Genomic DNA, 23,601 nt, shown 5'->3' with positions numbered 1-23,601 from the left:
TCGTGCCTTCACTTTCCCCGAGCGGCAAGCCAGCTCTTCATCATGGCGATCTCTCCTTCCTGCGCAGAGATAACCTCCTGAGCCAACTCGCGGACCTCCGGGTCCTTGCCGTACTGCAACGCCACCTTGGCCATGTCGATCGCGCCCTGGTGATGCGGGATCATGCCGCGCATAAAGTCCACATCGGCATCGCCGCTGAAGTCAATCATCATGTCGGCGTGCATGCGGTCATTGCCGGCACGGTAGGCGGTCGTCGAGGCGTCGCCCGAGCTGCCGGTCCCCGCCTGTTGGCCGCGTTCTCCAAGCCACTTATTCATCATGGCGATCTCGCCTTCCTGCGCAGAGATAACCTCCTCGGCCAACTTGCGGACCTCCGGGTCCTTGCCGTACTGCAACGCCACCTTGGCCATGTCGATCGCGCCCTGGTGGTGCGGGATCATGCCGCGCATGAAATCGACGTCGGCGTTTCCAGTGAACTGCGCTCCCATCCCCGCGTGCATCTGGTCGTTCACGGCGCGATACGCGGTCGTGGAAGGACTGTCATTGGCCGAGGCGCTGGAGGGCATCGCGTGCCCATGGTGACCTCCGCTCGCATTGGCCTGCATCACTTCACCCGACGGGACCACCTTCTTCTGAACGGCCCTCAGGCCGATGGCGACCACGACGGCGCCCGCAATGAACAACAGGCTGAACTTGTTGACTCTCATGAAAAACTCCTTGAATGAGGTTGATGGAGTCACTGTAGGGCCTCCCATTGTTGGAAGGTCAAGGCCCTCATTTCGCCGTTGATGCCGATGAAAACCCTCGGCGCAAGATCCAGTCCTTCACTTCCGCCGCCTACGACAACGCGCTGTCGAAGCTGCAGCGGTGGAGGCAGGTGATGTAGCGCCTGAGGTGACCGCTAGATGGAACACCTTCCGCATCGGCCCGATCAGCCCGGACCTAGCCGCACCGGCTTTCGCGCGGTCTGCCACAGCAGCGGCACCAAGATCAGCGCCAGGGCCGGGAAGATCATCCAGTTGACCGCCTGCCAGCCCGAGTTGTGCAGGATCGATCCCGCGAGGAACGACACGGCCGCCGTGGCGGCGAAGACGAAGAAATCGTTCATGCCCTGCGCCTTGCTGCGCTCGGCCGGGGTGTGGCAATCGGTGACCATCGCCGTCGCGCCAATGAAGCTGAAGTTCCAGCCGATGCCCAGCAGCGCCAGCGAGCCCCAGAAGTGGGACAGGCCGAGCCCGCCCAGGGCCACCACCCCGGAGGCGGCGAGCAGCACCATGCCCACGGCGGTCACGCGCTCCTTGCCGTAGCGCACCATCAGCCGCCCAGTGAAGAAGCTCGGCCCGAACATCGCCAGCAGGTGCCACTGGATTCCCAGGGCGGCGTTGTCCACCGAATGCCCGTGGTTGACCATCGCCACCGGCGCGGCGGTCATCACGAACGCCATCACCCCATAGGACACCACGCCTGCGGCCACGGCCAGCGCGTAGCGCGGCATCGCCAGGAGCTGCAGCACCGTGCGGCCGCTGTCGGCGGCGGCTTCGGCCGGGGTCTGGCGCGGCGTGCGCAGCATCAGCAAGATCGGCAGGGCGATCAGCGGCAGCAGCGCTTGGCTGAGGAAGCTGCCGACGTAGGGCGTGCCCGCTACCGCGTCGCGCGTGAAGATCACCAACTGCGGCCCGATGATGGCACCCGCGAGAGCCCCCACCATCACCCAGGAAATCGCCTTGGCCTTGAGCGCGTCCTCGGCGGTGTCGGCGGCTGCGAAGCGGTAGCTCTGCACATACGCGCCGTAGAAGCCCGCCAGGAAGGTGCCGGCGCAGAAGATCCAAAACGAGGCCAGCATGATGCCCAGCGCGGCGATCAGGCCCGAGGCCACGCCGAAGCCGACCCCGACCACGTATCCGTTGCGGCGGCCATGGCGCCGCATGATGAACGCCGCAGGCAAGGTGCCGATGGCAAGACCCAGGCCGAACAGGCTCACAGGCAAGGTGATCGAGGCCGAGTCCTTGGCAAGCTGCTGGCCGACCAGCCCGCCCAGCGACATCACGATGGGCGCGCTGGCGCCACCGAGCGCCTGCGCGGCGGTGAGAACGCCGATGTTTCGGCGCGTGATGCTCTGGTCGGTCATGGGCGGTCCTTCTTGTTCGTTTGTCTGGCCGGAATTATTACACGCATGAATATATGTTCAGTTATTAGACCATGATTCGGCCATACGATGCTCATGAACCGCCGCAGCCTGGTCGCTCCTCGCAAATCTCCCGAGCGGCAGAAGGAACAGCCTGCCGTTCCAATGCGAGCAGGTGCTCTTTCACCCGGGTCAGTTGCGCCATGCGTTCCTCGACACAGGCGAGATGGTCCCGGACAGCCTGCGTCAGCAGCTCGGGTTCCGGGGACTCGCGATGCGTCCAGCCCAGCAAGTTGCGCATGTCATCCAGGCCGATGCCCGGCGCGCGGTAGTTGCGAATCAGGTAAAGCCGCTCGACATGGGCCGGGCCATAGCGCCGGTAGTTGTTGCGGGACCGCTCGGGAGCGGGCAGCAGGCCCTCCCGTTCGTAGAACCTGATGTTCTCAGGGGCGTGCCGGTCAAGCGCGCGAGTTCACCAATCCTCATCCAGCTCTCCGCGCGCAGCGATGGGGGACGCCACCGCTGCGCGCCGGCCCTCATCCCGGCGACCGGGCGGGCTGCTGCGCCGTGGCGCCCGATTGCACCGTGTGCTCAGTCCAGCCGCCGCCCAGCGCCTTGTACAGATGGATGAGGTTGTTCAGCCGCGTCAGGCGCGTGCGCACCAGGGTCTGCTGCGTGCCGTAATGCGTGCGCTGCGCGTCGAGTACAGTGAGGTTGTTGTCCACGCCCTCCTGGAAGCGCTGCTCGGCCAGCTCGTAGGCCTTCTGGCTGGCCGCCACCAGGAGCTGCTCCGCGCGGATCTGCTCATCGAGCGTGCGCTTGCCCGCCAGGCCGTCGGCCACCTCGGCGAAGGCCGCCTGGATGGACTTCTCGTAGTTGGCGATCTCGATGCGCTTCTGTACGTGCGCCACGTCCAGGTTGGCGCGCAGCGCGCCGCCGCGGAAGATGGGCAGCGTGATCTGCGGCAGGAAGCTCCAGGCCCGCGAGCCCGAATCGAACAGGCCGTCCAGCGAAGCGCTGGCCGTGCCCGCCGAGCCCGTGAGGCTGATCATCGGGAAGAACGCGGCCCGCGCCGCGCCGATGTTGGCGTTAGCGCCGATCAGCATCTGCTCGGCGGCGCGGATGTCCGGCCGGCGCGCGAGCAGTTCGGACGGCAGGCCGCTCGGCAGGCCGGTCGGCACGATGTCGTCCGGCAGCGCCATGGCCTCGTCAAGCTGCCGGGACAGCTCCGGCGTCAGCGGCTGGCCCAACAGCAGCACCAGCGCGTTGCGGTCCTTGGCCGCCTGCCGCGTGTAGGCGGCATGGTTGGCCTCGGCGGTGCGCAGCGCGATCTCTGCGCGGCGCAGGTCGAGCTGCGTGGAGTTGCCCGCTTCCACCAGTTGGGTGGTCAGCCCGTAGGAGCGCTTCTGCGTGGCGAGGGTGTCGCTCGTCAGGCGCAGCAGTTCCTGGTCGGCACGCAGCGTGAGGTAGGCGCTGGCCACCTCGGACACCAGGCTCATCTGCGTGGCGATGCGGGTCTCGTCGAGGGCCAGGTAGGACGCCAGCGCCCGGTCGCTGAGGCTGCGGACGCGGCCCCACAGGTCCAGTTCCCAGGCGGCCGTCACCCCGGCCACGTCGTAGCGCCGGAGCACGTCGCTTTGCCCCGTGGTGCTGAGGTCGGCCGGTGCGCGCTCTGACGCGCCGCGGGCGGAAACGCCCAGGTTCGGCAGCATCTCGGCACGCTGGATACGGTACAGCGCCTGAGCCGCCTCCACGTTGAGCGCGGCCTTGCGCATGTCGCGGTTGTTCTCCAGTGAAATGCCGATCAACTGCTGCAGCAGCGGGTCGCGGAAGAAGTCCCGCCAGCCGATCTCGGCCGTGATCGCGTCGTCGGGCGTCGCGGCCGCCGGTTCCACATAGGCCGCGCCCGAGGGATAAGCCGTGTCGATCGGCGCTGCGGGCCGGTCATACTTCGGTGCCATGGAGCAGCCAGTCAACGCCGCCGCGAGGGCGAGCGGCGCCAGCGTCCTGGCGGGTCGTGTGAATGCGAAAGATGTTTTCATGTCGTATGTCCTCCTGGCCGTCATGCGTGCTGGTCGGTCATGCCGACACGGGCATGGCGCGCTTCGCGGCGCAGCGCCAGCTTGCGCACCACGACGTAGAACACCGGCGTCAGCACCAGGCCGAATACCGTCACGCCCAGCATGCCGGCGAACACCGCGATGCCCATGGCGTGGCGCATCTCGGCGCCCGCACTGCTGGCCAGCACCAGCGGCACCACGCCAGCGATGAAGGCGAACGACGTCATCAGGATCGGGCGCAGCCGCAAGCGCGCGGCTTCAAGCACGGCTGCCAGCGGATCGGCCCCTTCGCTTTCCTTCGCGCGGGCGAACTCCACGATCAGGATCGCGTTCTTGGCGGCCAGGCCGACCAGCACCACGAAACCGATCTGCGTGAAGATGTTGTTGTCCCCCCCAGAGAGCCAGACGCCGGCGATCGCCGAGAGCAGCGCCATGGGTGCAATCAGCAGCACAGCGAACGGCAGCGACCAACTGTTGTACTGGGCCGCCAGGAACAGGAAGGCGAGCAGCACCGCCAGCGCGAAGATATAGATAGCAGTATTGCCAACTCGCTTTTCCTGGAAAGTCAGGTCCGTCCATTCGTAGGTCATACCGTCCGGCAGCGATTCGCTCACGATCTTCTCAATCGCGGCGGTGGCCTGGCCGGATGAGTAGCCCGGCGCTGGCCCGCCGCTGATGTCGGCCGAGGGGAAGCCGTTGTAATGCATCACCCGGTCGGGGCCGGAACTGCGCTCGATGGTCGCGATCGCGCTCAGCGGGATCATGTCGCCCGCTGCATTGCGCACCTTGAGCATGCCTATGTCCTCAGCCTGCATGCGGAACTGCGCATCGGCTTGGGCCATTACCCGGTAGGTGCGACCGAAGCGGTTGAAGTCGTTGACGTAGAGCGAGCCAAGGTTGACCTGCAGGGTGTCGAACACCTCGGTCAGCGACACGCCCTGCGACTTGGCCTTCACCCGGTCGATGTCCACCTGCAACTGCGGCGCATTGGTCTGGAAGCTGGCGAGCATGTTCGCCAGCTCGGGCGCCTGCATGGCCTTGCCCATGATCTGGCCCTGTGCTTGTGCAAGCGCCTCGGGACCCAGGCCCGCCCGGTCCTCAATCTGCAGCTTAAAGCCGCCCATAGAACCCAGGCCCGGCACCGGCGGCGGCGGGAAGATGCCGACGAAGCCGTCCGGGATCTGGCTGAACTTGCCCATGAGCTTGCCCTGGATGGCGAAGGCCGACAGCGACGGGTCCTTGCGCTCATCGAAGGGCTTGAGCATGGCGAACATCAGCGCGGTGTTCGGCTGGTTCACCGGTCCATTGACCGACAGGCCCGGGAAGGCCACCACGCTCTCGACGCCCGGCTCAGCCAGTGCGATCTTGGTCATCTCCTTGACGACCGCCTCGGTGCGATCCAGCGAGGCGCCGGTCGGAAGCTGGGCGATGCCCACGAGGTAGTACTTGTCCTGGGCGGGCACGAAGCCCGCAGGCACCTTGTGGAAGCCCAGCCAGGTCAGGCTCAGGAAGCCGACGTAGAGCAGCAGCACGATGGCGCTGCCGCGCACCGCGCGGCGCACGCCCCCGACGTAGGAATTCGAGGCGCGGTCGAAGAAGCTGTTGAAGCGGCGGAAGAAGCCGCCGAACACGCCATCGATGATGCGCGTGACGCGATCGGGCTTGGCCGCGCCGTGGTGCGGCTTGAGCAGGATGGCGGCCAGCGCTGGCGACAGCGTAAGCGAGTTGATCGCCGACAGGATGGTCGAGAACGCGATGGTTAGCGCGAATTGGCGATAGAACTCGCCCTGCAGCCCCGACAGGAACGCCGAGGGGATGAAGACCGCTGCCAGCACCGAGGTGATGGCCAGGATCGGGCCAGTCACTTCATCCATCGCCTTGCGCGCCGCGTCCTTGGGTGATTCGCCCAGCGCTATGTGGCGCTCCACGTTCTCCACCACCACGATGGCGTCATCCACCACGATGCCGATGGACAGCACCAGTCCGAACAGCGACAGTGTGTTCAGCGAGAAACCGAACATGTGCATCACCGCGAACGTGCCGACCAGCGAGACCGGCACGGCGATCAGCGGGATGATCGACGCGCGCCAGGATTGCAGGAACAGCACCACCACGATCACCACCAGGAAGATGGCCTCCAGCAGCGTGACGGCGACGGACTGGAGCGAGGCGCGCACGAAGACCGTGGGGTCGTAGGCGACGCTATACTCAATGCCGTCGGGGAACTTGGCTTGAAGTCGGTCCATTGCCGCGCGCACCGCGCTAGACACATCCAGCGCGTTCGCGCCCGGGCTCTGGATGATCTGTATCCCCACCGCCGGCTCGCCATTGAGCAGGCTGCGCAAAGAGTAGGAATCGGCCCCCATCGAGATGCGGGCGACATCCCGCAGGCGAGTTACCTGGCCGTCGGCGCCCGTCTTCACGACGATCTCGCCGAATTGCTCCTCGCTCGACAGTCGGCCCAGAGTGTTGACCGTGACCTGGAACGCCGCCGAGGCATCCGGCTGCTGACCAACCGAACCAGCGGCAACCTGTATGTTCTGCTCGCGGATGGCGGCAACCACGTCGCTCGCGATCAGCCCACGAGCAGCGACCTTGGCGGGTTCGAGCCAGACCCGCATCGAATACTCCCCGGCGCCCCAGACTAGGACATCGCCGACGCCTGGCGTACGAGCCAGCTCATCCTTCACATGAAGTGTGGCGTAGTTGGAGACGTACAGCGGATCATATCGACCTCCAGGCGAAAGCAAATGCACCACCATGAGAACGTCCGGCGACGTTTTCTCGGTGACAACACCGATGCGCTGAACTTCAGGCGGTAGGCGCGGCAACGCCCGCGAGACCCGGTTTTGCACCTGGATCTGCGCAATGTCGGCGTTGATATGCTGCTCGAAGGAGACGGTGAGCACCATTTTCCCGTCGGTGGACATCTGAGACTGCATGTACATCATGCCTTCTACGCCGTTGATCGCCTGCTCCAGCGGTGATGCCACGGTATCGGCGATCACTTGCGGGTTGGCACCGGGATAGCTAGCGGTGACCTGCACCGTGGGAGGCGTGACCTGCGGGTATTCGCTCAGCGGCAGCTGGAAGTAGCTGATCGCGCCCGCGATCAGCATCAGCAGCGACAGGACGATGGCGAAGACCGGCCGGTTGATGAAGAAGCGGGGGAAATTCATTTGCGGGCCTCCGCCGAGCCGGCCGCGCCGTCAGCCTTGGCGGGGTCCGCGCCACCGGCCTTGGCAGGCGCCGCAGCGGGAGCCGGAGCGTTTGCCGCAGCCTTGGTCGCGCCGGCCGCGCCTGCGGCCGGTGCCGCGGGCGCCTGCATGGGCACCATGCGCGGCGTGACCGCCATGCCGGGGCGCACGAGGCCCTTGATGATGATCTTCTCACCGGCCTGCAGGCCGCCGTTGATGACGCGCAGCCCGTCCACCACCGGCCCCAGTTCGATGGGCCGGTACTGGGCCTGGTTGTTCTCGCCCACAACCAGCACGTAGTTGCGCCCTTGGTCGGTGCCCACGGCCTGATCGTCGATCAGGACGGCCTCGCGCGCCGCGCCGGTGGACAGCTTGGCCCGGACGAACATGCCGGGTGCCATGCGCCCATCCGGATTGGGCACAACGGCGCGCACGCGGATCGTGCCGGTGCTTCGGTCAATGGTGTTGCCCACGAAGTCGAGCGCGCCCCTGTGCGGGAAACCCTTGTCCGTGGTCAGCCCGACCTGCACGGGCAGCGAGGCCTTGCCGCCGGCGCCCGCAGCGGGCCGCGAGCGGCTCACGACGTTGAGGTACGTGGCTTCGTCGATGTCGAAGTACACGTGCAGCGGGTCGATGGACACGACCGTGGTCAGCAGCGTGGCCGCGCCGGCGACACCGCCGCTGACCAGGTTGCCCTCGGTCACGAGCACGCGGTCAACGCGCCCGGCGATGGGCGCCGTGACGCGGGCGTAGGACAGATCCAGCCGCGCCGCAGCGACGGCGGCCTTGGCCGCTTGCACCTGGGCCTGGCGCGCACTGCGCGCGGAGACGGCATCGTCGTAGGTCTTGCGCGCGACAGCGCCGGTCGCCACCAGGCGCTCGGCGCGGTCGAAGTCGGCCTGGGCCTGACTGGCCAGCACCTCGGCCTGTTGCAGTTGCGCCGCAGCCGTGTCGAGCGAGACCTGGAACGGCCGGGGGTCGATCTGGAACAGCAGTTGTCCCTTGCGCACCAGTCTGCCCTCGGGGACGCTCACAGCATCGACGGCGCCGCCGACCCGCGAGCGCAGCTCGACGGTCTTGGGCGCGGCCAGGAAGCCGGTGTACTCGGCCGATGGCGCGACCGTGCGGGTGATGACCTCGGCCACGGGCACCTGCGGCGCCATCGGCGCGTCCGCCGGGGGTGCCGCGGCCTTGCCCTCGTCCTTGGCGTCGCGGGCGGCAATCGCTATGCCCCCGACGGCTGCGATGACGCCTGCCACCACAACGATTCTGATTTTTTTACGCATGGAAGTGCCCCTTTCTTGGATGCAGGACTCCGGCCCTTCCGAAGCGCTCTGCAGAAATTTGTGTGGAGGCTGGGCGTTACAACGAAGGCAAGGTCAAGCCCTTTGGGTTGCCCTAGCGGGCAGGCTGCATGGACAAGGTGGTGGGGAACCCCGCGTCGTCGCCGTGGCCACTCCGACATCCAGCTCACGAATGCCGTTATGCGGTTGAACCGGTCGGTCTTGTGGGTGATTGCGAGCGCGGGAGGCTCAGGCGTCCAAGCTGCCGCCGCCCATTGCTGTGCCTGCGCGGCATCCCGGCGCCCAGGCAGGGCCCGCGATTCAGGCTGTTGCGCCCAGGCCGCATCGAGGACGTCCTTGAGGCTAACCGGCGGCGTGGGTACCGGCGCCTCGCAACCTGCCATTCGCCTGGGTGCTTGGGCCTGGTCAGTCGTCGGCTTTGTCCTCGGAAATGTGGACCGCCATGTCCTGCAGCACCTGGCTGACGTGCTGGTCCGCGATGCTGTAGAAGATGTGCTTGGCTTGGCGTTCGCCGCGCACGAGGCGCGCTCCGCGCAGCAGCCGCAGGTGATGGCTGACCAGAGACTGCGACAGGTCGAGCGCTTCGGCGATGTCCCCCACGGCGACCGAGCCATGCATGCACTGCAGCAGGATCTTCAATCGCGATTGGTCGCCCAGCAGGCGGAAGGTCTCGGCCAGAACAGCGACGTCACTTTGCGACATTGCGAGGGCATCGGTCGCCGCGTCGTGGCTGGTGGTCGAGCATTGCGCGGTGTCGGCGCTGGTGGTTTCGCGGGACGTCATGGATGCAAATCCTCAAGTGGAGTGCGAGCCGGCTCGCGCGGCCTCAATGCCTGTGACCAGGAGCGGAATGGTCGTGGTCATGGCCGTGGCTGTGCCCGCCGCCATGCTTGTGATTGCCATGATCATGGCCGCTGTGGTCATGACCGCTGTGATCGTGGCCGCTGTGGTCCTGACGCTCCGACGTGGGCTGCAAGCTGCAGACGTTCTCGTCGGTGCCCGAGTTCCAGTCGATCCCGACCGTGGCGTGTTCGATGCTGAATTGCTCTCGAAGCACCGCTTCGACGCGTTTGACCACGGCGCGTGCTTCCTCGTCCACGTTGGGGCGAACGTGCAGCGTGGCCATCGTGCGCCCGGAGGTGAGCTGCCACACGTGAACGTGGCTGACGGCCGCCAGGCCCGGCACGGCGCCCATCAGGCCTTGCTCCACCTTCTCCGGCGAAGCATCCTCCGGCGCGCCTTCCAGCAGGATGTGGATCGACTTGGCGAGCAGCTTCCATGCGCTGCGCAGGATCAGCGCCGCCACCAGGACCGACAGGATGGGATCTATCGGCGTCCAGCCCGTGAGGTAGATGACGATCGCAGCGACGATGGCGCCGACCGAGCCGAGCAGGTCGCCCATCACGTGCAGGATGGCCCCCTTCACGTTGACGTGATCGGTCTCTCCGCGGGTCATGATCCACAGCACGAGCACGTTCACCAGCAGGCCGAGCACGGCGACGATCATCATCGGGCCGGCAAGGATCACGGGCGGCGCCTGCAGCCGCTCCCACGCCTCGTAGGCGATCCAGGCGACGATCGCGAACAGGGTCACGGCGTTCAGGAAACCGGCGATGACCTCGAAGCGCAGGTAGCCGAAGGTGCGCTTGCTGTCGGCCGCGCGGCGGCCGAACCGGAATGCTGCGTAGGCCAGTGCGAGCGCCGCGGCGTCGGTCAGCATGTGGCCCGCGTCGGCCAGCAAGGCCAGCGAGCCCGACAGCACGCCTCCGACGGCCTCCACAACCATGAAGCCGAAGATCAGGAAAAAGGACAGCAGGACCTTGCGCTCGTTGGCGCTGGTCACGGTCGGGGTGTGGTCATGATCATGGTCGTGATCGTGATCGTGACCATGGTCATGTGCGTGGGATTGGGACATGGGGCCTCGGGAAACTGGGTCTTTGACTGTGGCTCAAAATATAACACATGAATATGTGTTCATGTGAATTGATTTGCACATTTGTGTCCGCGTCTCACCACGGCCGGGATGCCGCTCCGGGCAATTGCCTTAGCCTGGCTCGGCGACCATTCCCCACGCCTGGCAAGCAGCCGTTGATCTAACATCCAGTGGCAATATCCCCCCTGGGGGGATATGATTTCAGCATGGAAGACATGCATAAGCACACCACCCATCCCGACCTGGTGAAGCGGCTCAAGCGCGCCGAGGGGCATCTGCGGCACGTCATCGGGATGATCGAAGGGGGAGAAACCTGCCTCGACATCGCCCGCCAGCTCGCGGCGGTGGAAAGCGCGGTGACGGCGGCCAAGCGCGTCCTGATCCACGACCACATCGACCACTGCCTGTCCCATGACGAGGACTCCGTTCTGACCGAAATGAAGGCGCTGACCAAACTGCTCTGAGGCCGTCCGATGCTCTCCGTGCTGAAGAACCGCACCTACCGCCACCTGTTCACCGCCCAGGTGATTGCGCTCGTCGGCTCCGGCCTGATGACGGTGGCGCTCGGCCTGCTGGCCTACGAGCTGGCCGGCGCGGATGCAGGCGCGGTGCTCGGGACGGCGCTGGCCATCAAGATGCTGGCGTACGCGGGGGTCGCGCCGGTCGCGCAGGCCTTCGCCGACCGGCTCCCGCGGCGCTCGCTGCTCGTGGCGCTGGACCTCGTGCGAGCGGCCGTCGCGCTGTCCCTGCCCTTCGTCACCGAGGTCTGGCAGATCTACCTGCTGATCTTCGTTCTGCAGGCGGCGTCCGCCGGCTTCACGCCGACCTTCCAGGCCACCATCCCGGACATCCTTCCCGACGAAGAGGACTACAGGAAGGCGCTGTCGCTGTCCCGGCTGGCCTACGACCTGGAAAGCCTGATTTCCCCGATGCTGGCCGCCGCGCTGCTGACCGTCATCAACTTTCACAACCTGTTCGCAGGAACGGTGCTCGGTTTCCTCGTTTCAGCCGCTCTCGTGGTCAGCGTGCGGTTGCCCACGTCCGTCCCCGGCCGGCGCCGCGGCATCTGGGAGCGAACGACGCGCGGCACGCGCATCTACCTCGCCACGCCACGCCTGCGGGGCCTGCTGGCGATCAGCCTGGCCGTCTCGGCGGCAGGCGCGATGGTGTTCGTGAACACGGTGGTGCTCGTGAAGGCGCGTTTCGGCCTGGGCGAAGTCGAGGTGGCGTGGGCACTGGCGGCGTTCGGAGGCGGCTCGATGGTGGCCGCCTTCGTCTTGCCGTCCCTACTGGAGAAAGTAGCCGACCGACCCGCGATGCTCACCGGCGCCGCTGTCCTCGTCGTGGGCACGGCGATCGGCGCACTGCTGCCGAGCTATGTGCTGTTGCTGCCGCTGTGGCTGGTGATCGGCTTTGGCTACAGCGTGGCGCAGACGCCATCCGGCCGTCTTCTGCGCCGCTCGGCCCACGCCGAGGACCGTCCAGCGATCTTCGCGGCCCACTTCGCGCTGTCGCACGCCTGCTGGCTCATCTGCTACCCGCTGGCCGGACGCTTCGGCGCGGCCACGGGGCTGCAATCGACGTTCGTCGTCATGTCCTTGATCGGCCTGGCTGGCGTGGCGCTGGCGCTTCGGCTGTGGCCGGCCAGCGACCCGTCGGACTTGGCCCATGACCATCCGAACCTGTCGGCGGATCACCCCCACTTGCGTCAGCACGCGAACCAAGGCGGGCACCATCACGTGCTGGTCGTGGATGACTTGCACCGGATCTGACCGAAAGGATAGGCCTCACGGGACGCGGTAAGGGCTGTTTCGCACCAAGGCTAGTCGTCGCTGTTGTCCTCAACGATGTGGATGGCCATGTCCAGCAGCACCTGGCTCACGTGCTTGTCCGCTACCTCATAGAAGATCTGCTTGGACTGGCGCACGCCCCTGACCAGACGGGCTCCACGCAACAGTCGAAGGTGATGGCTGACCAACGACTGCGAGAGTTCGACGGCTTCCGCGATGTCGCTTACCGACGTGGACCCCTTCATGCAGCACAGCATGACCTTGAGCCGCGACGGATCGCCCAGGAGCCGGAAAGTCTCGGCCAGGATGGTCACGTCATTCTGTGACAGGGAGGCCAGATCGGTGCTTGGGCCCTTCGGTGGGGCACTGACTGGTTTGCGTGGAGTCATCTCTCAAAAATTCCTACCCTCGAACGGCTGTTCGTGCCCTTCAGGATCAACGAGGCTGCGACCGCTTGAGCGCGCACAGCCCGGGACCAGGGCGAGCCTGGCGACCAAGGCCCCTCGTTTCCCCCGTGCGCCGGGCCATTTCTGAAACCTGACAGTACCCGAAAAAAGCGCTTGACCTTCCCACGATGGTAAACCCCAAGCTCCCCCCGTGTCGAATATCAACTATGGGAAACAACCATGAGCATGCCAATAACGAGTGATGCTCGTGCCACCGCAGCAGCGATCAGCCTACCCATCGAGGGCATGACCTGCGCGAGCTGCGTCGGCCGAGTCGAGGCCGCCCTGGCCAAGGTGCCGGGCGTGGACAGCGTTTCCGTCAATCTCGCCAACGAGCGGGCGGACATCCGCCTGGCCGGTCCTGTCGATCGCATCGCGTTGATCCAGGCGGTCGAGAAGGTCGGCTACGACGTGCCGGCTGGCACCGTCGAACTGGCGGTCGAGGGCATGACCTGCGCCTCCTGCGTGGGCCGCGTCGAGAAGGCACTCAAGGCCGTGCCCGGCGTCACCGAGGCCACGGTCAACCTCGCGACCGAGCGTGCCACCGTGCGCGGCGTGGCCGCCGTGGCGGACCTGATCGCGGCCATCGAGAAGGTCGGCTACGAGGCCAACCCGGTGGATACCGGCGCGCAGGCCGACGAGGAAGCCGCCGAGAAGAAGGACGCCGAGCGCGCCGAACTCAAGCGCGACCTGACCCTGGCCGCCGTGCTGGCGCTGCCTGTGTTCGTGCTCGAAATGGGCTCGCACATGATTCCCGGCATGCATGAGTGGGTGGCTTCCACCATCGGCATCCAGCAGAGTTGGTATCTGCAGTTCGTGCTGACCCTGCTGGTGCTCGCCATTCCGGGCTGGCGCTTCTACGAGAAGGGCTTCCCGGCGCTGTTCCGCCTGGGTCCCGACATGAACTCGCTGGTCGCGGTCGGCACGGCCGCGGCCTTCGGCTATTCGATGGTCGCCACATTCGCGCCCAGTCTGCTGCCGGCCGGCACGGTGAACGTGTACTACGAGGCGGCCGCCGTCATCGTGGCGCTGATCCTGCTGGGCCGCTTTCTTGAGGCACGGGCCAAGGGCCGCACCTCCGAGGCCATCAAGCGCCTGGTCGGCCTGCAGGCCAAGGAGGCGCACGTGCTGCGCGACGGCCGCATCGTGGACATCCCGATCAACGACGTGGCGCAGGGCGACATCGTGGAAGTGCGCCCCGGCGAGCGCGTGCCGGTCGATGGTGAAGTGACCGAGGGCCGCAGCTTCGTGGACGAGTCGATGATCACCGGCGAGCCGATTCCCGTCGAAAAGGCGGAAGGCAGCACCGTGGTCGGCGGCACCGTCAACCAGAAGGGTGCGCTGACGCTGCGTGCCACCGCCGTGGGCGGTCAGACCATGCTGGCGCAGATCATCCGCATGGTCGAGCAGGCGCAAGGTTCCAAGCTGCCGATCCAGGCCGTGGTGGACAAGGTGACACTGTGGTTCGTGCCCGCCGTCATGCTGGCCGCCGTGCTGACCTTCTTGGTCTGGCTGGTGTTCGGCCCGTCGCCCGCGCTGTCCTTCGCGCTGGTCAATGCCGTGGCGGTGCTGATCATTGCCTGCCCGTGCGCCATGGGTCTGGCGACGCCGACCTCCATCATGGTCGGCACGGGCCGCGGCGCCGAGATGGGCGTACTGTTCCGCAAGGGTGAAGCCCTGCAACTGCTCAAGGACGCCAAGGTGGTGGCCGTGGACAAGACCGGCACGCTGACCGAGGGCCGCCCGGTCCTGACCGACCTGGAGATTGCCGACGGCTTTGACCGCAACCAGGTGCTGGCGAAGGTCGCCTCTGTCGAATCGCGCTCGGAGCATCCGATCGCACGCGCCATCGTCGAGTCGGCCGTGGAAGGTGGCATCGCGCTGCCGACGATGACCGACTTCGATTCGGTCACGGGCATGGGTGTGCGTGCCACCGTGGACGGCGCGCGTGTCGAGGTCGGTGCCGATCGCTTCATGCGTGAGCTGGGTTTGGACGTGAGCGGCTTCGCTCGCACGGCCGAGCGCCTGGGCAATGAGGGCAAGTCGCCGCTGTACGCCGCGATCGACGGCCGACTGGCCGCCATCATCGCGGTGGCCGATCCGATCAAGTCCAGCACGCCCGTGGCCATTGCCGCGCTGCACCAGCTCGGCCTGAAGGTGGCGATGATCACCGGCGACAACGCGCGTACCGCGCAGGCCATCGCCAAGCAACTGGGCATCGACGAGGTGGTGGCCGAAGTGCTGCCCGAGGGCAAGGTCGAAGCCGTGCGCCGCTTAAAGGCCACCCACGGCCAGATCGGCTACGTGGGTGACGGCATCAACGATGCGCCGGCGCTGGCCGAGGCCGACGTGGGCCTGGCGATCGGCACCGGCACCGACGTGGCGGTGGAGTCGGCCGACGTGGTGCTGATGTCCGGCAACCTGCAGGGTGTGCCCAACGCCATCGCGCTGTCCAAGGCCACCATCGGCAACATCCGCCAGAACCTGTTCTGGGCGTTTGGCTACAACACGGCCCTGATCCCGGTAGCTGCTGGCGTCCTATACCCCGCATACGGTGTGCTGCTGTCCCCAATTTTCGCGGCCGGAGCGATGGCGCTGTCCAGCGTGTTCGTGCTCGGCAACGCGCTGCGCCTGCGCCGCTTCCAGCCGCCGCTGGCGGCGGATACCGCTCATTGAGAAAGGAGGAACACCATGAACATCGGTGAAGCATCCAAGGCCTCGAAGGTCTCGGCCAAGATGATCCGCTACTACGAGCAGATCGGCTTGATTCCCCCGGCCGACCGGAACGATTCGGGCTACCGCGCCTATAGCCAGGACGACGTACACCGGCTGCACTTCATCCGGCGTGCGCGCGACCTCGGCTTCTCGGTGGCCGAGATCACGGACCTGCTGGGACTGTGGAACGACAAGTCGCGCCAGAGTGCCGACGTCAAGCGCCTGGCGCAGCAGCACATCTCCGAGCTGGACCGGCGCATCGCGAGCATGTTGGAGATGGCCGAGACGCTCAAGGCGCTGATCCGGTGCTGCGCCGGCGACGAACGGCCCGACTGCCCGATCCTGCACACGCTGGAGCAACTCGATACCAGCGACGACGAGCCCGAAGCGCGCACCGGCGCCGTGCCACGGCGTACAAGTGGCAACGCAGCGGCAACGAAGCCGCGTGCGCACTGAGCAGCCGGGAGAGACATGCCCAAGATCACCGTATTGCCCCATCCTGAACTGGCGCCCGAGGGCGCCGAGCTGAACGTGCCGGTCGGCACCTCGATCTGCGAGGCGCTGCTAGACAACGGCATCGAGATCGAACATGCCTGCGACATGAGCTGCGCCTGCACGACCTGCCACTGCATCGTGCGCAAGGGGTTCGATTCCCTCAACGAGGTCGAGGAGTGCGAGGACGACCTGCTTGACCGGGCCTGGGGGCTAGAGGCGCAATCGCGCCTGAGCTGCCAGGCCATCGTGGCGAACGAGGACCTGACCGTCGAGATCCCGAAATACACGATCAACCATGCCAAGGAGAACCACTAGGACCCAGCGTGCCGCCGCGGGCGCGCCGGCCTGCGGCGGGGTTGCTCTGGCAGACGGAGGACTGACGGCGTTGCAGCCTGACGACCGACCCGCGAGCCAGATGTCTACACCCCCTTGCACCACCGCCGGTTAGGCTGGAAATGTCGTCAAAGTCCTTCAATCCGTGATAGTCGGCGCTGCGGCCGGCCCGTGAAAAGTCCCACAGGAGAAGTCCAGCATGTCTGCGCCCAAACAAGCCACGCTCTACCGGATGGTCATGCCCGGCCATACCTGCCCCTACGGGCTGAAGTCGCTCGATCTGCTCAACCGCAAGGGCTACGAGGTCGAGGACAAACACTTGGCGAGCCGCGAGCAGACGGATGCGTTCAAGAAGGAGCATGGCGTCGAGACCACGCCCCAGGTCTTCATAAACGGGCGGCGCGTGGGCGGCTACGACGACCTGCGCAAATTCTTCGGCATGTCCGTGAAGGACAAGAACGCCGTGACCTACATCCCTGTGATCGCGCTGTTCGCCATGGCGGCCGCGATGGCGCTGGCGGCGAGCTGGGCGGCCTTCGGCCAGCTCTGGAGCATTCAGGCGGCAGAGTGGTTCGTGGCCTTTGCCATGTGTCTCCTGGCGCTGCAGAAGCTCAAGGACGTGGACGGCTTCGCGACGATGTTCCTCAACTACGACCTGCTGGCCAAGCGCTGGGTTCGGTATGCCTATTTCTACCCGTTCGCGGAGGCCATCGCAGGCGTCCTGATGGTCGCGGGCGTGGGGATGTGGGTGTCGATTCCGTTGGCGCTGTTCATCGGGACCGTCGGGGCCGTGTCGGTTTTCAAGGCGGTCTATGTCGATCGCCGGGAACTCAAGTGCGCCTGTGTGGGCGGGGACAGCAACGTGCCGCTGGGCTTCGTGTCCCTGACCGAGAACCTGATGATGGTGGCGATGGCCCTGTGGATGTGGGCCAAGGTCGCCTACCTTGGGATGCACTGAGCGCCGCGCCAGGTACGGCACAGCGCACGTGCTCGCATCGGCCGTCCTGTGTGCAGGCCGGCCACGACGCGGTGTTACTACGCGCGCGGCGGGAAGCCAGCTTCGCTCAGGGCCGCGGCGATCTGCTCTTGCGAGGCCGAGGTCTGGACCTCGACACGGCGGGTCGGCGGGTCCGTGACGATCTTAGCGTTGGGGTCGATCGTTTGGATCGTTTTCGTAACGGTGCGGGCGCAGCCGCCGCAGGTCATGTCTTCGAGATGGAATTGCATGGAAAACTCCTTTCGGGTTTGGGTGTTTGAAGTCTGGTCCTTGCCAAGGTTGGAAGGTCAAGCGCTATTTGCATCCCCGCTACACCAATCGGCCGAATGCTCATAGGGGCAAGGCCGTGGTGCTCTTTACCCGATCCAGCACGAAGCTTGTCTTGCAGTCCTGCACGCTGGGGTGCTTGAGCAGCGTGTCGAGCACGAAGCGAGAGTAGTGAGCCATGTTCTTGACGACCACCCGCAGCAGATAAGGCGTGTCCAAATCCAGCATCGTCGCCGCCGCCTTGGCGTCCTGGCTGTCGCCGGACGCGGCCGACCAGCGCGAGGCAGCCATCGCCAAGCGATTGGATCGGCTGTCGCGCCAAGCCGAGCGCATGGAGCGCGATCAGAACATCGCCATCGAAACGCTGGCTCTGTTCATCCGCTACTACCTCACCGTCAGCACGCCGGTTCCCGAAGCGCACCAAGACGCGGCCCGCGCGCAGGGCAAGGCGCGATTCGAGCAGTTCACCGAGCAGCTTGGCCGCCACCTGATGCGCGGGCGCAGCCTGGCGCGTGACGTGGTGGAGGAACTGCACCCCGACCCGATGCGGATGGAGGACGCAGCGGCAGCCGCTCAAGCACGGGAGCGTGCGTCATGAGCGCCGTTCCCCAATCCATGAGCGCCACGTCGCTCGACCGGCGCATCCAGATGCTGCGCACGGCAATGGGGCCGCTGAACGCCACCGCGCTCGAAGACCCCGACGTCGTGGAAATCATGCTCAACCCGGACCGCACCCTTTGGGTGGATCGCCTGTCTGTAGCCACCTCGCATCCATGGCAGTGTTCGCTTCGGGTCGAATAGGGGCCCTAGCATTCCTGATCGCGTCGTCGGCGCCAGCTCGTCTGCTTTCGGCCGGAACCTACGCGTATGCTAGCAATCACAGTCCACAAAACCTTGTGGCGATTCAACTTGAATGGACTGCTATGCGCCAGCTTTGGATTGAAGACGAGTGATGTGGTCGAAGGCAGCGAGTTTCGCCTCCGCTTGAGACTTGTAGTTGCGGCGAGCGTGCAGGACAGTTGAGTCGTCTAGCGCAGCCAAGGTACAGGCCCATTCTCCGCCGCGCGGGTAAACGGTAATGCGGAATCCATCCGAAGTGATATGCGGATTCCCCTTTGCCGAAACTTTCCACGCACGCGCAGTCCAACGCTTGCGCTTTGCTGCGCGGCTTTTCATAGAGGCTTCACGGGCTCGCGAGGCCGCCAGGTCGCCTTCCATGTGGCCGGCACATACACACCCAACCTCGAGAACGTTCGGGTAATCTGGGTGCTCCATGTGATGGACGTAGCGGATGGTTTGCGACTCGCACATCTCGCAATCGATCTGCGGCTCTCCAAGATCCTCAATATCTACGCAAGTCCAGCCGCGATGCGGCACTCCGGCTACAGACCACTTGCCTCGCCTATGCGCGACCAGCTCTTATTCTGTCAGAGGATTAGTTACTGCCATAGACCCTGACTACCTAGTAGCCGGACCCTAGAGTCCGGTCAAATGAATTATTCACAGCGCACCTTGTGGCAGGCTATCCCCTGATACCGCTCGATCTTATGTCCGCTGCGTCCGGGTATCAAGCACATGCATACCCCCACCACGAACAGGGCGGGAGCGAGCCCTTCAGCGGAGGTCTCCCTGGAGTCGAAACTGGAGGCTAGCATCGCTCGGGCCGAAACCTGCCTCAGTGCCCGCTTCTGGCCAGAACCGGACGTTCTGCACGAGTAGCGAGCATGTCTGCAGAGAGATGGCGGTTAGGTGGTCGGGTCCCGACGCTGTACCTTACTTGGCTCCAGCGGGCTGATCCGACGAAGCGGTGGTTGGGGCCTCGGCCAGTTCAGGCGAAATGAAGTTGGCATGCACCAAGGCAAGCTGCCCACCTTCAGCAGCGTAGTACTCGGTGACCCCGCAGTTGGGCACATCGCCTTCGCGGTCAAGGTCGAGGATGGCATCCTCGTCCATGCCTTCTAGAAGGTATCGCATGCAATTCACAATCACTTGGTGCGCGACGATCATCACGCGTGCACCGGCGTGGTTCCGTTGGAGATCCCCGACAACGCCGCGTAGCCGCAAGATGACATCACACCAGCTTTCTCCGCCCGGTGGGCGAAAGTAGAACTTTCCAACCAGCCGTCTCTGCGCGGCCAGTTCCGGGAAGGTAGCGACGATGCCACTGGAGGTGTAGCGGTCCAGAACGCCGAACTCCTTCTCACGCAGGCGCTCATCAATGATTAGACGGTGGCCAGGGCCAAGCGCGTCGGCCACGGCTTGGGCGGTCTGCCTTGCACGCATGTATGGAGAAGTCAGCACGATTTGCGGGCGTTGGTGCTCGGCAAGTCCCAGTACCCAAGCACCCAGTGCTTGCGACTGGCGCTCCCCCAGCGAGGAGAGAGGCACGTCCGCGTCGCGGTGTTCCAACTCGATTAAGGTGATGTTATTTGCCTCAGCGTGGTCTCGCGCAACGTTTCCGGCGCTTTGGCCATGCCGTACCACCCAGATCCGCTCTGGCCACCGCGCGGCAACCCCCTCCATCGCACTGTTCTGCTGCATATCAATCTCCCGCTTATCTGTCCGGGCGTTGTAGCGGGCATAAAGTCCTGCAAACGACTGGGTTGAGACATGGTTGAGACCTTGTCGACGACCGAGCCACCTTATCCCCGCTTGACGAAAAGCCGATGTCCGCTGCAAGCGCTCCCTTTCGCAGCGAAGCGCTATGCCTTTGCCTAAGCCTCCACATCGCGCATTGTTAGCGCCGTTTCAAGGCCGGTTTAGTGTCGGCTGCATCGGGCACATGCGCGGCGCAAGAAGGAAGTTCTGTATGTCATTGGGGGAGAGCGCGACACTGTCATAGCATTCGAATTGACTGCACCCCAAGCGAAACCTTTCAACTTTGAAGTCTTCCCGAGCTGCTTCAATGCCCTCCCCCAAGCGAGAGCTGAGCTAGTCGCTCATCGATTCTTAACCGCGCCAGATCCAACCCCGTGTCATCGTTGGCGTAGGGTGAGCCAAACAACGGGACCTCTACCCACCAGCATTCCTGACCGGGGTGTACGTAAGGCGCATGATCGTCTAGCAGAAGGGCCTCCCCGGCGTGAGATGTAACAAATCGCAGGTCCTTAGTTGGTCCGTACCATGAAACGTAGTGAAGCTTCCCAAACCAGCTCGGGGCCACACCCTCCGCCACGAGAAGCCTACAGATTTCTCGCACTCTTGACTCCGGAACAGTCGTAAAGAGTACTAGCTGACTGAACTTGATCCGCATCGCTTCCAGGAACGCGAACAGGCCAGGGCGTGGGATCTGGCTGACCGCATTTGAGATCAGCGTTCCTTCTAGGTCCATTGCAAGAATGGTTGGTCTCATACATCCCTCTGATCTTTAGCCAGACCTGCACGAAAGTCAGACCGCTTCAGGTGCGCATGAACAACAGTCAGCAGTACGACCGTATTCCAGCGTCCATGGTAAATGGCACCCCTTGCCTAGGTGCTGACGTGCTGCCCATCCAAGTAAGATCGCACATCCCGAAGTTCGCGCAAGCCTCCGCGACAAATAAAATCCAGCACGGTGTTACCAGCAAACATGGGCGCCATGTTAGGTCGCCTTATCCAGCCATCCGCCTGAACGGGGTCAGGCAGAAGGATATGAAGAGCTTTGTAAATGCCGAGTAGATAGCTAATCCGCACCAGGACCTCGGCATCGATATGCTCGTAGGCCCCTCGCGCCCATGCCTCATAAAAAGCATCGGGTGGGCTTCCAAGCAAAGCTCTCTGCTGAGGTCCGGACAGTTGCCATCGCGCAGCGAGGTTGAAGAACGCTCTCAATGCTGAGCCTGAAAGCTCTTCGCGACTGAGCTCATCTGTAGGGATGGTCATCATGTACTCATCTTCCAATCAACCTCCCTTAGAGGCACATCGTGGCGCAGCACAACCCCACGCCTACAGGTGCGCCGACATCTCTTTCAACAGTCGGCAGCATGCCCATGCTAGCGCAATCCACAAACTGTATTGCGTACTAAATCATCTGACATGCCAGCCGCTGTAGCAGCATGCATATCAGATGATCTGATACGTGATCAGATAATCTGCGCCCCACAAGCAAGAAGATGTGCTCGCTGTTTGCAATATGAAAGAGAGTGAGTGATGCTCGCCTACATGGTGCCCTTGTCGATACAAACGCTAGCACTTCGCGCAACGACTCCTGACCAGCTCGCCGAGCAGGTGGCGGAGGAGTACGGGCTCTATGTCCGGCTCTCAGAAGTGTGGATGCTGCTTGGCTACAACAGCATCAGCGCGGCCAGGCGCGCGGCGTATGACAACCGCCTGGGAATAGCAACCTCGACCATTCCCGGCAGGAAGGGGCGCATGATCCGATCCAGGGATCTCGCCCAATGGTTGTTCAATGCATCACGCGGCGCAGATCCCGTAACCAGTCGGCGGACCGCTCAATGATCCCAATCTGCCCATGGAGGTCCTCCAGATGAGCTAAGAAGACTCTCTGGGGCAGAAAAGACAAACCCCGGCTGGCAGGCCGGGGTCTGTTTAAGGCGCAGCGATGAGAACCGCTATGCCGAATCTACCCCCTTACCCCGATAAGAATCAACCCCTAGGCATTCCGGGAGGGAGGCGGCTGCCCGCCTCCCAGTAGATAGGCAGGGTTCCATGAATCAAGAAGAACTGGCCCAGCGTCTGCGGGAGCATGAGGGCCTAACTGTCGAACAGCGACAGCACATCCTTGAGATGGCTAGCTCGAGTCCAGCGCGGAAGCCAGGAAAAGGCGCGCTGAACAACGTTGTGACCCACTTCAACTCAGTCAAGTGTGGCCAGCTCATCACGCTGGAGAGTCATACCGTTGAACATATGTTCGCGCTGACTCTGGAGCTGGATCCGGATGTGCTTGGCTACTTCCCGCAGGTTGCCTGTAAGGGAGTGAGACTTGGCAATCATGTAAGGAGCGGCACCTTGGATTTTCTGGTCGTCCGCACCCGTCGCATTGAGCTGGTCGAATGCAAGGCCGGCTCCGCTCGTGACAGCTTGCTTGCGGCAAAGTCCGGTGAATGGGTCGACGTCGATGGAAATCTTCAGAACCTTGCCTATGGCCCTTGGGCAAGGCAGCGCGGCATGGAGCACGTCCTGTGGCTCAGTCCCTCCCGCGTCGACACGCCACTCCGGAACCTGCAGGTCATCTATAACGAGGTGCGTATGGTACCCGCCAACGAGGCTCAAGCCTTGGGCAGACGCATCCATGCGCATCTCGCCGACGGCCCCAAGAGCCTCGATTGGATGATCGAGACTATCGAGGGATTCAACGTGAGCCAAGCGGCGCTTCTGCTTGGAACCCGCTGGGCCTTCGGTCCAGTTGAGCATGTTCCGCTCACGGACACGAGCAACTTCTTTTTGACCTTGAATCAGGCTCAGGCTATTGAGATAGGAAGCAACTTCTTTGAGGTTGCCAGGCACTCTCGCAATCAACTGAACTCTGCGTTCGCAACGGCGACGCTAGTCGACGCCACCAACGCCGAAAAGCGGCTCGCATTGATTCAATCCGCGCATGCGAAGGGTACAGCCGTCCCCAAACACCTGCGTGAGATAGCGCGGAAGGTGATCGAGGCGCGAAGCAGAGGTGACAACGAACTCGAGCAGTGCCTTACCAGGTTTCATGCAAGCGGAAACCGAATGAGCCGGCTTACCCCCGTTCAGGAGAAGCGGACGGCTGAGGCAATTCGCGCATACGCCGCAGGCAAGTATTCACAGAAGAAGGACGCATACGCTGCGCTCAAGGAGGCCTGTGAATCTGACGGCGAGTCGCCACAGAGCCGCCAGGCCTTCGAACGCAGGCTCGCTGATCCGCGCCTGGAGCTGCGTAAGGTCCTTGCAACGCAGGGAATGCGTGGCTACCAAAAGCAACGGCCGCGCTCGGACGCGCGACCGGTCGGGTACAGCCTTAGCTAAAC

At 64.4% G+C, this 23,601-nt stretch carries 21 protein-coding genes and 2 pseudogenes; 10 read left to right on the top strand and 13 right to left on the bottom strand.

Going from position 1 to position 23,601, the window contains the following annotated elements:
• Nucleotides 1-8: 8 nt before the first annotated feature.
• The 8 genes from copM to ACZK2V_RS00785 form a co-directional block, all read right to left on the bottom strand.
• Nucleotides 9-707, bottom strand: a complete 699-nt coding sequence (gene copM, locus ACZK2V_RS00820) for a CopM family metallochaperone (protein ID WP_071228802.1) — start codon at nucleotides 705-707, stop codon at nucleotides 9-11.
• A gap of 224 nt (nucleotides 708-931) precedes the next feature.
• A complete protein-coding gene (locus tag ACZK2V_RS00815; protein ID WP_049462200.1) occupies nucleotides 932-2,128 on the bottom strand; it encodes an MFS transporter in 1,197 nt (398 codons plus the stop codon).
• 91 nt (nucleotides 2,129-2,219) lie between these two features.
• Nucleotides 2,220-2,564, bottom strand: coding sequence for a MerR family DNA-binding protein (locus ACZK2V_RS00810; protein WP_223224736.1), 345 nt, complete (start codon nucleotides 2,562-2,564; stop codon nucleotides 2,220-2,222).
• Nucleotides 2,565-2,661: 97 nt separating this feature from the next.
• Nucleotides 2,662-4,167, bottom strand: a complete 1,506-nt coding sequence (locus ACZK2V_RS00805; RefSeq protein WP_149909466.1) for an efflux transporter outer membrane subunit — start codon at nucleotides 4,165-4,167, stop codon at nucleotides 2,662-2,664.
• A 20-nt stretch (nucleotides 4,168-4,187) separates the two neighbouring features.
• A complete protein-coding gene (locus ACZK2V_RS00800; RefSeq protein ID WP_134952122.1) occupies nucleotides 4,188-7,364 on the bottom strand; it encodes an efflux RND transporter permease subunit in 3,177 nt (1,058 codons plus the stop codon).
• Entirely contained in the window at nucleotides 7,361-8,668 is a 1,308-nt protein-coding gene (locus tag ACZK2V_RS00795; protein WP_164171306.1) for an efflux RND transporter periplasmic adaptor subunit, read from the bottom strand. The genes ACZK2V_RS00800 and ACZK2V_RS00795 overlap by 4 nt, the downstream gene beginning before the upstream one ends.
• A 423-nt stretch (nucleotides 8,669-9,091) precedes the next feature.
• Nucleotides 9,092-9,469: an ArsR/SmtB family transcription factor gene (locus ACZK2V_RS00790; RefSeq protein ID WP_134952144.1), complete on the bottom strand. Its 378-nt coding sequence runs from the start codon at nucleotides 9,467-9,469 to the stop codon at nucleotides 9,092-9,094.
• 43 nt (nucleotides 9,470-9,512) lie between these two features.
• Nucleotides 9,513-10,601, bottom strand: a complete 1,089-nt coding sequence (locus ACZK2V_RS00785; protein WP_134952143.1) for a cation diffusion facilitator family transporter — start codon at nucleotides 10,599-10,601, stop codon at nucleotides 9,513-9,515.
• A gap of 233 nt (nucleotides 10,602-10,834) precedes the next feature.
• On the opposite strand from ACZK2V_RS00785, the gene ACZK2V_RS00780 reads away from it, so the two are divergent.
• The gene (locus ACZK2V_RS00780; RefSeq protein WP_169708473.1) at nucleotides 10,835-11,083 is read left to right on the top strand and encodes a metal-sensing transcriptional repressor; all 249 of its coding nucleotides are present in this window, start codon (nucleotides 10,835-10,837) and stop codon (nucleotides 11,081-11,083) included.
• Nucleotides 11,084-11,092: 9 nt separating this feature from the next.
• Nucleotides 11,093-12,391, top strand: coding sequence for an MFS transporter (locus ACZK2V_RS00775; RefSeq protein ID WP_149909468.1), 1,299 nt, complete (start codon nucleotides 11,093-11,095; stop codon nucleotides 12,389-12,391).
• Between the two features lie 50 nt (nucleotides 12,392-12,441).
• Here the strand turns inward: ACZK2V_RS00775 and ACZK2V_RS00770 are convergent, their stop codons facing one another.
• Nucleotides 12,442-12,723, bottom strand: coding sequence for an ArsR/SmtB family transcription factor (locus ACZK2V_RS00770; RefSeq protein ID WP_425523792.1), 282 nt, complete (start codon nucleotides 12,721-12,723; stop codon nucleotides 12,442-12,444).
• Between the two features lie 312 nt (nucleotides 12,724-13,035).
• Between ACZK2V_RS00770 and ACZK2V_RS00765 the strand changes: the two genes are divergently transcribed.
• From ACZK2V_RS00765 to ACZK2V_RS00750, 4 genes are all read left to right on the top strand, one after another.
• Entirely contained in the window at nucleotides 13,036-15,531 is a 2,496-nt protein-coding gene (locus tag ACZK2V_RS00765; RefSeq protein ID WP_134950776.1) for a heavy metal translocating P-type ATPase, read from the top strand.
• Between the two features lie 15 nt (nucleotides 15,532-15,546).
• On the top strand, nucleotides 15,547-16,026 hold the full coding sequence (gene cueR / locus ACZK2V_RS00760) for a Cu(I)-responsive transcriptional regulator (protein ID WP_049462209.1): 480 nt from the start codon (nucleotides 15,547-15,549) through the stop codon (nucleotides 16,024-16,026).
• Between the two features lie 15 nt (nucleotides 16,027-16,041).
• Nucleotides 16,042-16,380 carry an ISC system 2Fe-2S type ferredoxin gene (gene fdx / locus ACZK2V_RS00755; protein WP_008786744.1) on the top strand — a complete coding sequence of 113 codons (339 nt, stop codon included), beginning with the start codon at nucleotides 16,042-16,044 and terminating at the stop codon, nucleotides 16,378-16,380.
• Between the two features lie 217 nt (nucleotides 16,381-16,597).
• Complete coding sequence (locus ACZK2V_RS00750) at nucleotides 16,598-17,356, top strand: MauE/DoxX family redox-associated membrane protein (protein WP_049462210.1); 759 nt, start codon at nucleotides 16,598-16,600, stop codon at nucleotides 17,354-17,356.
• Nucleotides 17,357-17,433: 77 nt separating this feature from the next.
• Here the strand turns inward: ACZK2V_RS00750 and ACZK2V_RS00745 are convergent, their stop codons facing one another.
• Together ACZK2V_RS00745 and ACZK2V_RS00740 are read right to left on the bottom strand one after the other, a co-directional pair.
• Nucleotides 17,434-17,625 carry a heavy-metal-associated domain-containing protein gene (locus tag ACZK2V_RS00745; RefSeq protein WP_049462211.1) on the bottom strand — a complete coding sequence of 64 codons (192 nt, stop codon included), beginning with the start codon at nucleotides 17,623-17,625 and terminating at the stop codon, nucleotides 17,434-17,436.
• Between the two features lie 100 nt (nucleotides 17,626-17,725).
• Nucleotides 17,726-17,842 (bottom strand): Lrp/AsnC ligand binding domain-containing protein, encoded by a 117-nt coding sequence (locus ACZK2V_RS00740; RefSeq protein ID WP_239684509.1) that lies wholly within the window; start codon nucleotides 17,840-17,842, stop codon nucleotides 17,726-17,728.
• Nucleotides 17,843-17,870: 28 nt separating this feature from the next.
• Here ACZK2V_RS00740 and ACZK2V_RS00735 point away from each other — a divergent pair.
• A pseudogene (locus ACZK2V_RS00735) lies at nucleotides 17,871-18,260 on the top strand (CopG family transcriptional regulator); the annotation flags it as partial.
• A gap of 50 nt (nucleotides 18,261-18,310) precedes the next feature.
• Nucleotides 18,311-18,418 (top strand): annotated as a pseudogene (locus ACZK2V_RS00730) (P-type conjugative transfer ATPase TrbB); the annotation flags it as partial.
• Nucleotides 18,419-19,435: 1,017 nt separating this feature from the next.
• On the opposite strand, the gene ACZK2V_RS00725 reads toward ACZK2V_RS00730, so the two are convergent.
• Entirely contained in the window at nucleotides 19,436-20,203 is a 768-nt protein-coding gene (locus ACZK2V_RS00725) for a histidine phosphatase family protein (RefSeq protein WP_134950774.1), read from the bottom strand.
• Nucleotides 20,204-21,130: 927 nt separating this feature from the next.
• Nucleotides 21,131-21,526, bottom strand: a complete 396-nt coding sequence (locus ACZK2V_RS00720) for a hypothetical protein (protein WP_134950773.1) — start codon at nucleotides 21,524-21,526, stop codon at nucleotides 21,131-21,133.
• A 264-nt stretch (nucleotides 21,527-21,790) separates the two neighbouring features.
• On the opposite strand from ACZK2V_RS00720, the gene ACZK2V_RS00715 reads away from it, so the two are divergent.
• Nucleotides 21,791-22,099 (top strand): hypothetical protein, encoded by a 309-nt coding sequence (locus ACZK2V_RS00715; RefSeq protein WP_049462213.1) that lies wholly within the window; start codon nucleotides 21,791-21,793, stop codon nucleotides 22,097-22,099.
• A gap of 210 nt (nucleotides 22,100-22,309) precedes the next feature.
• On the top strand, nucleotides 22,310-23,599 hold the full coding sequence (locus tag ACZK2V_RS00710) for a hypothetical protein (RefSeq protein ID WP_486322900.1): 1,290 nt from the start codon (nucleotides 22,310-22,312) through the stop codon (nucleotides 23,597-23,599).
• Nucleotides 23,600-23,601 lie beyond the last annotated feature (2 nt).

Source organism: Stenotrophomonas sp. 93052_Sma (genome assembly GCF_056481145.1).
Note: the sequence above shows the minus strand (reverse complement) of the source record. Positions and strands in the feature narration are given on the sequence as shown.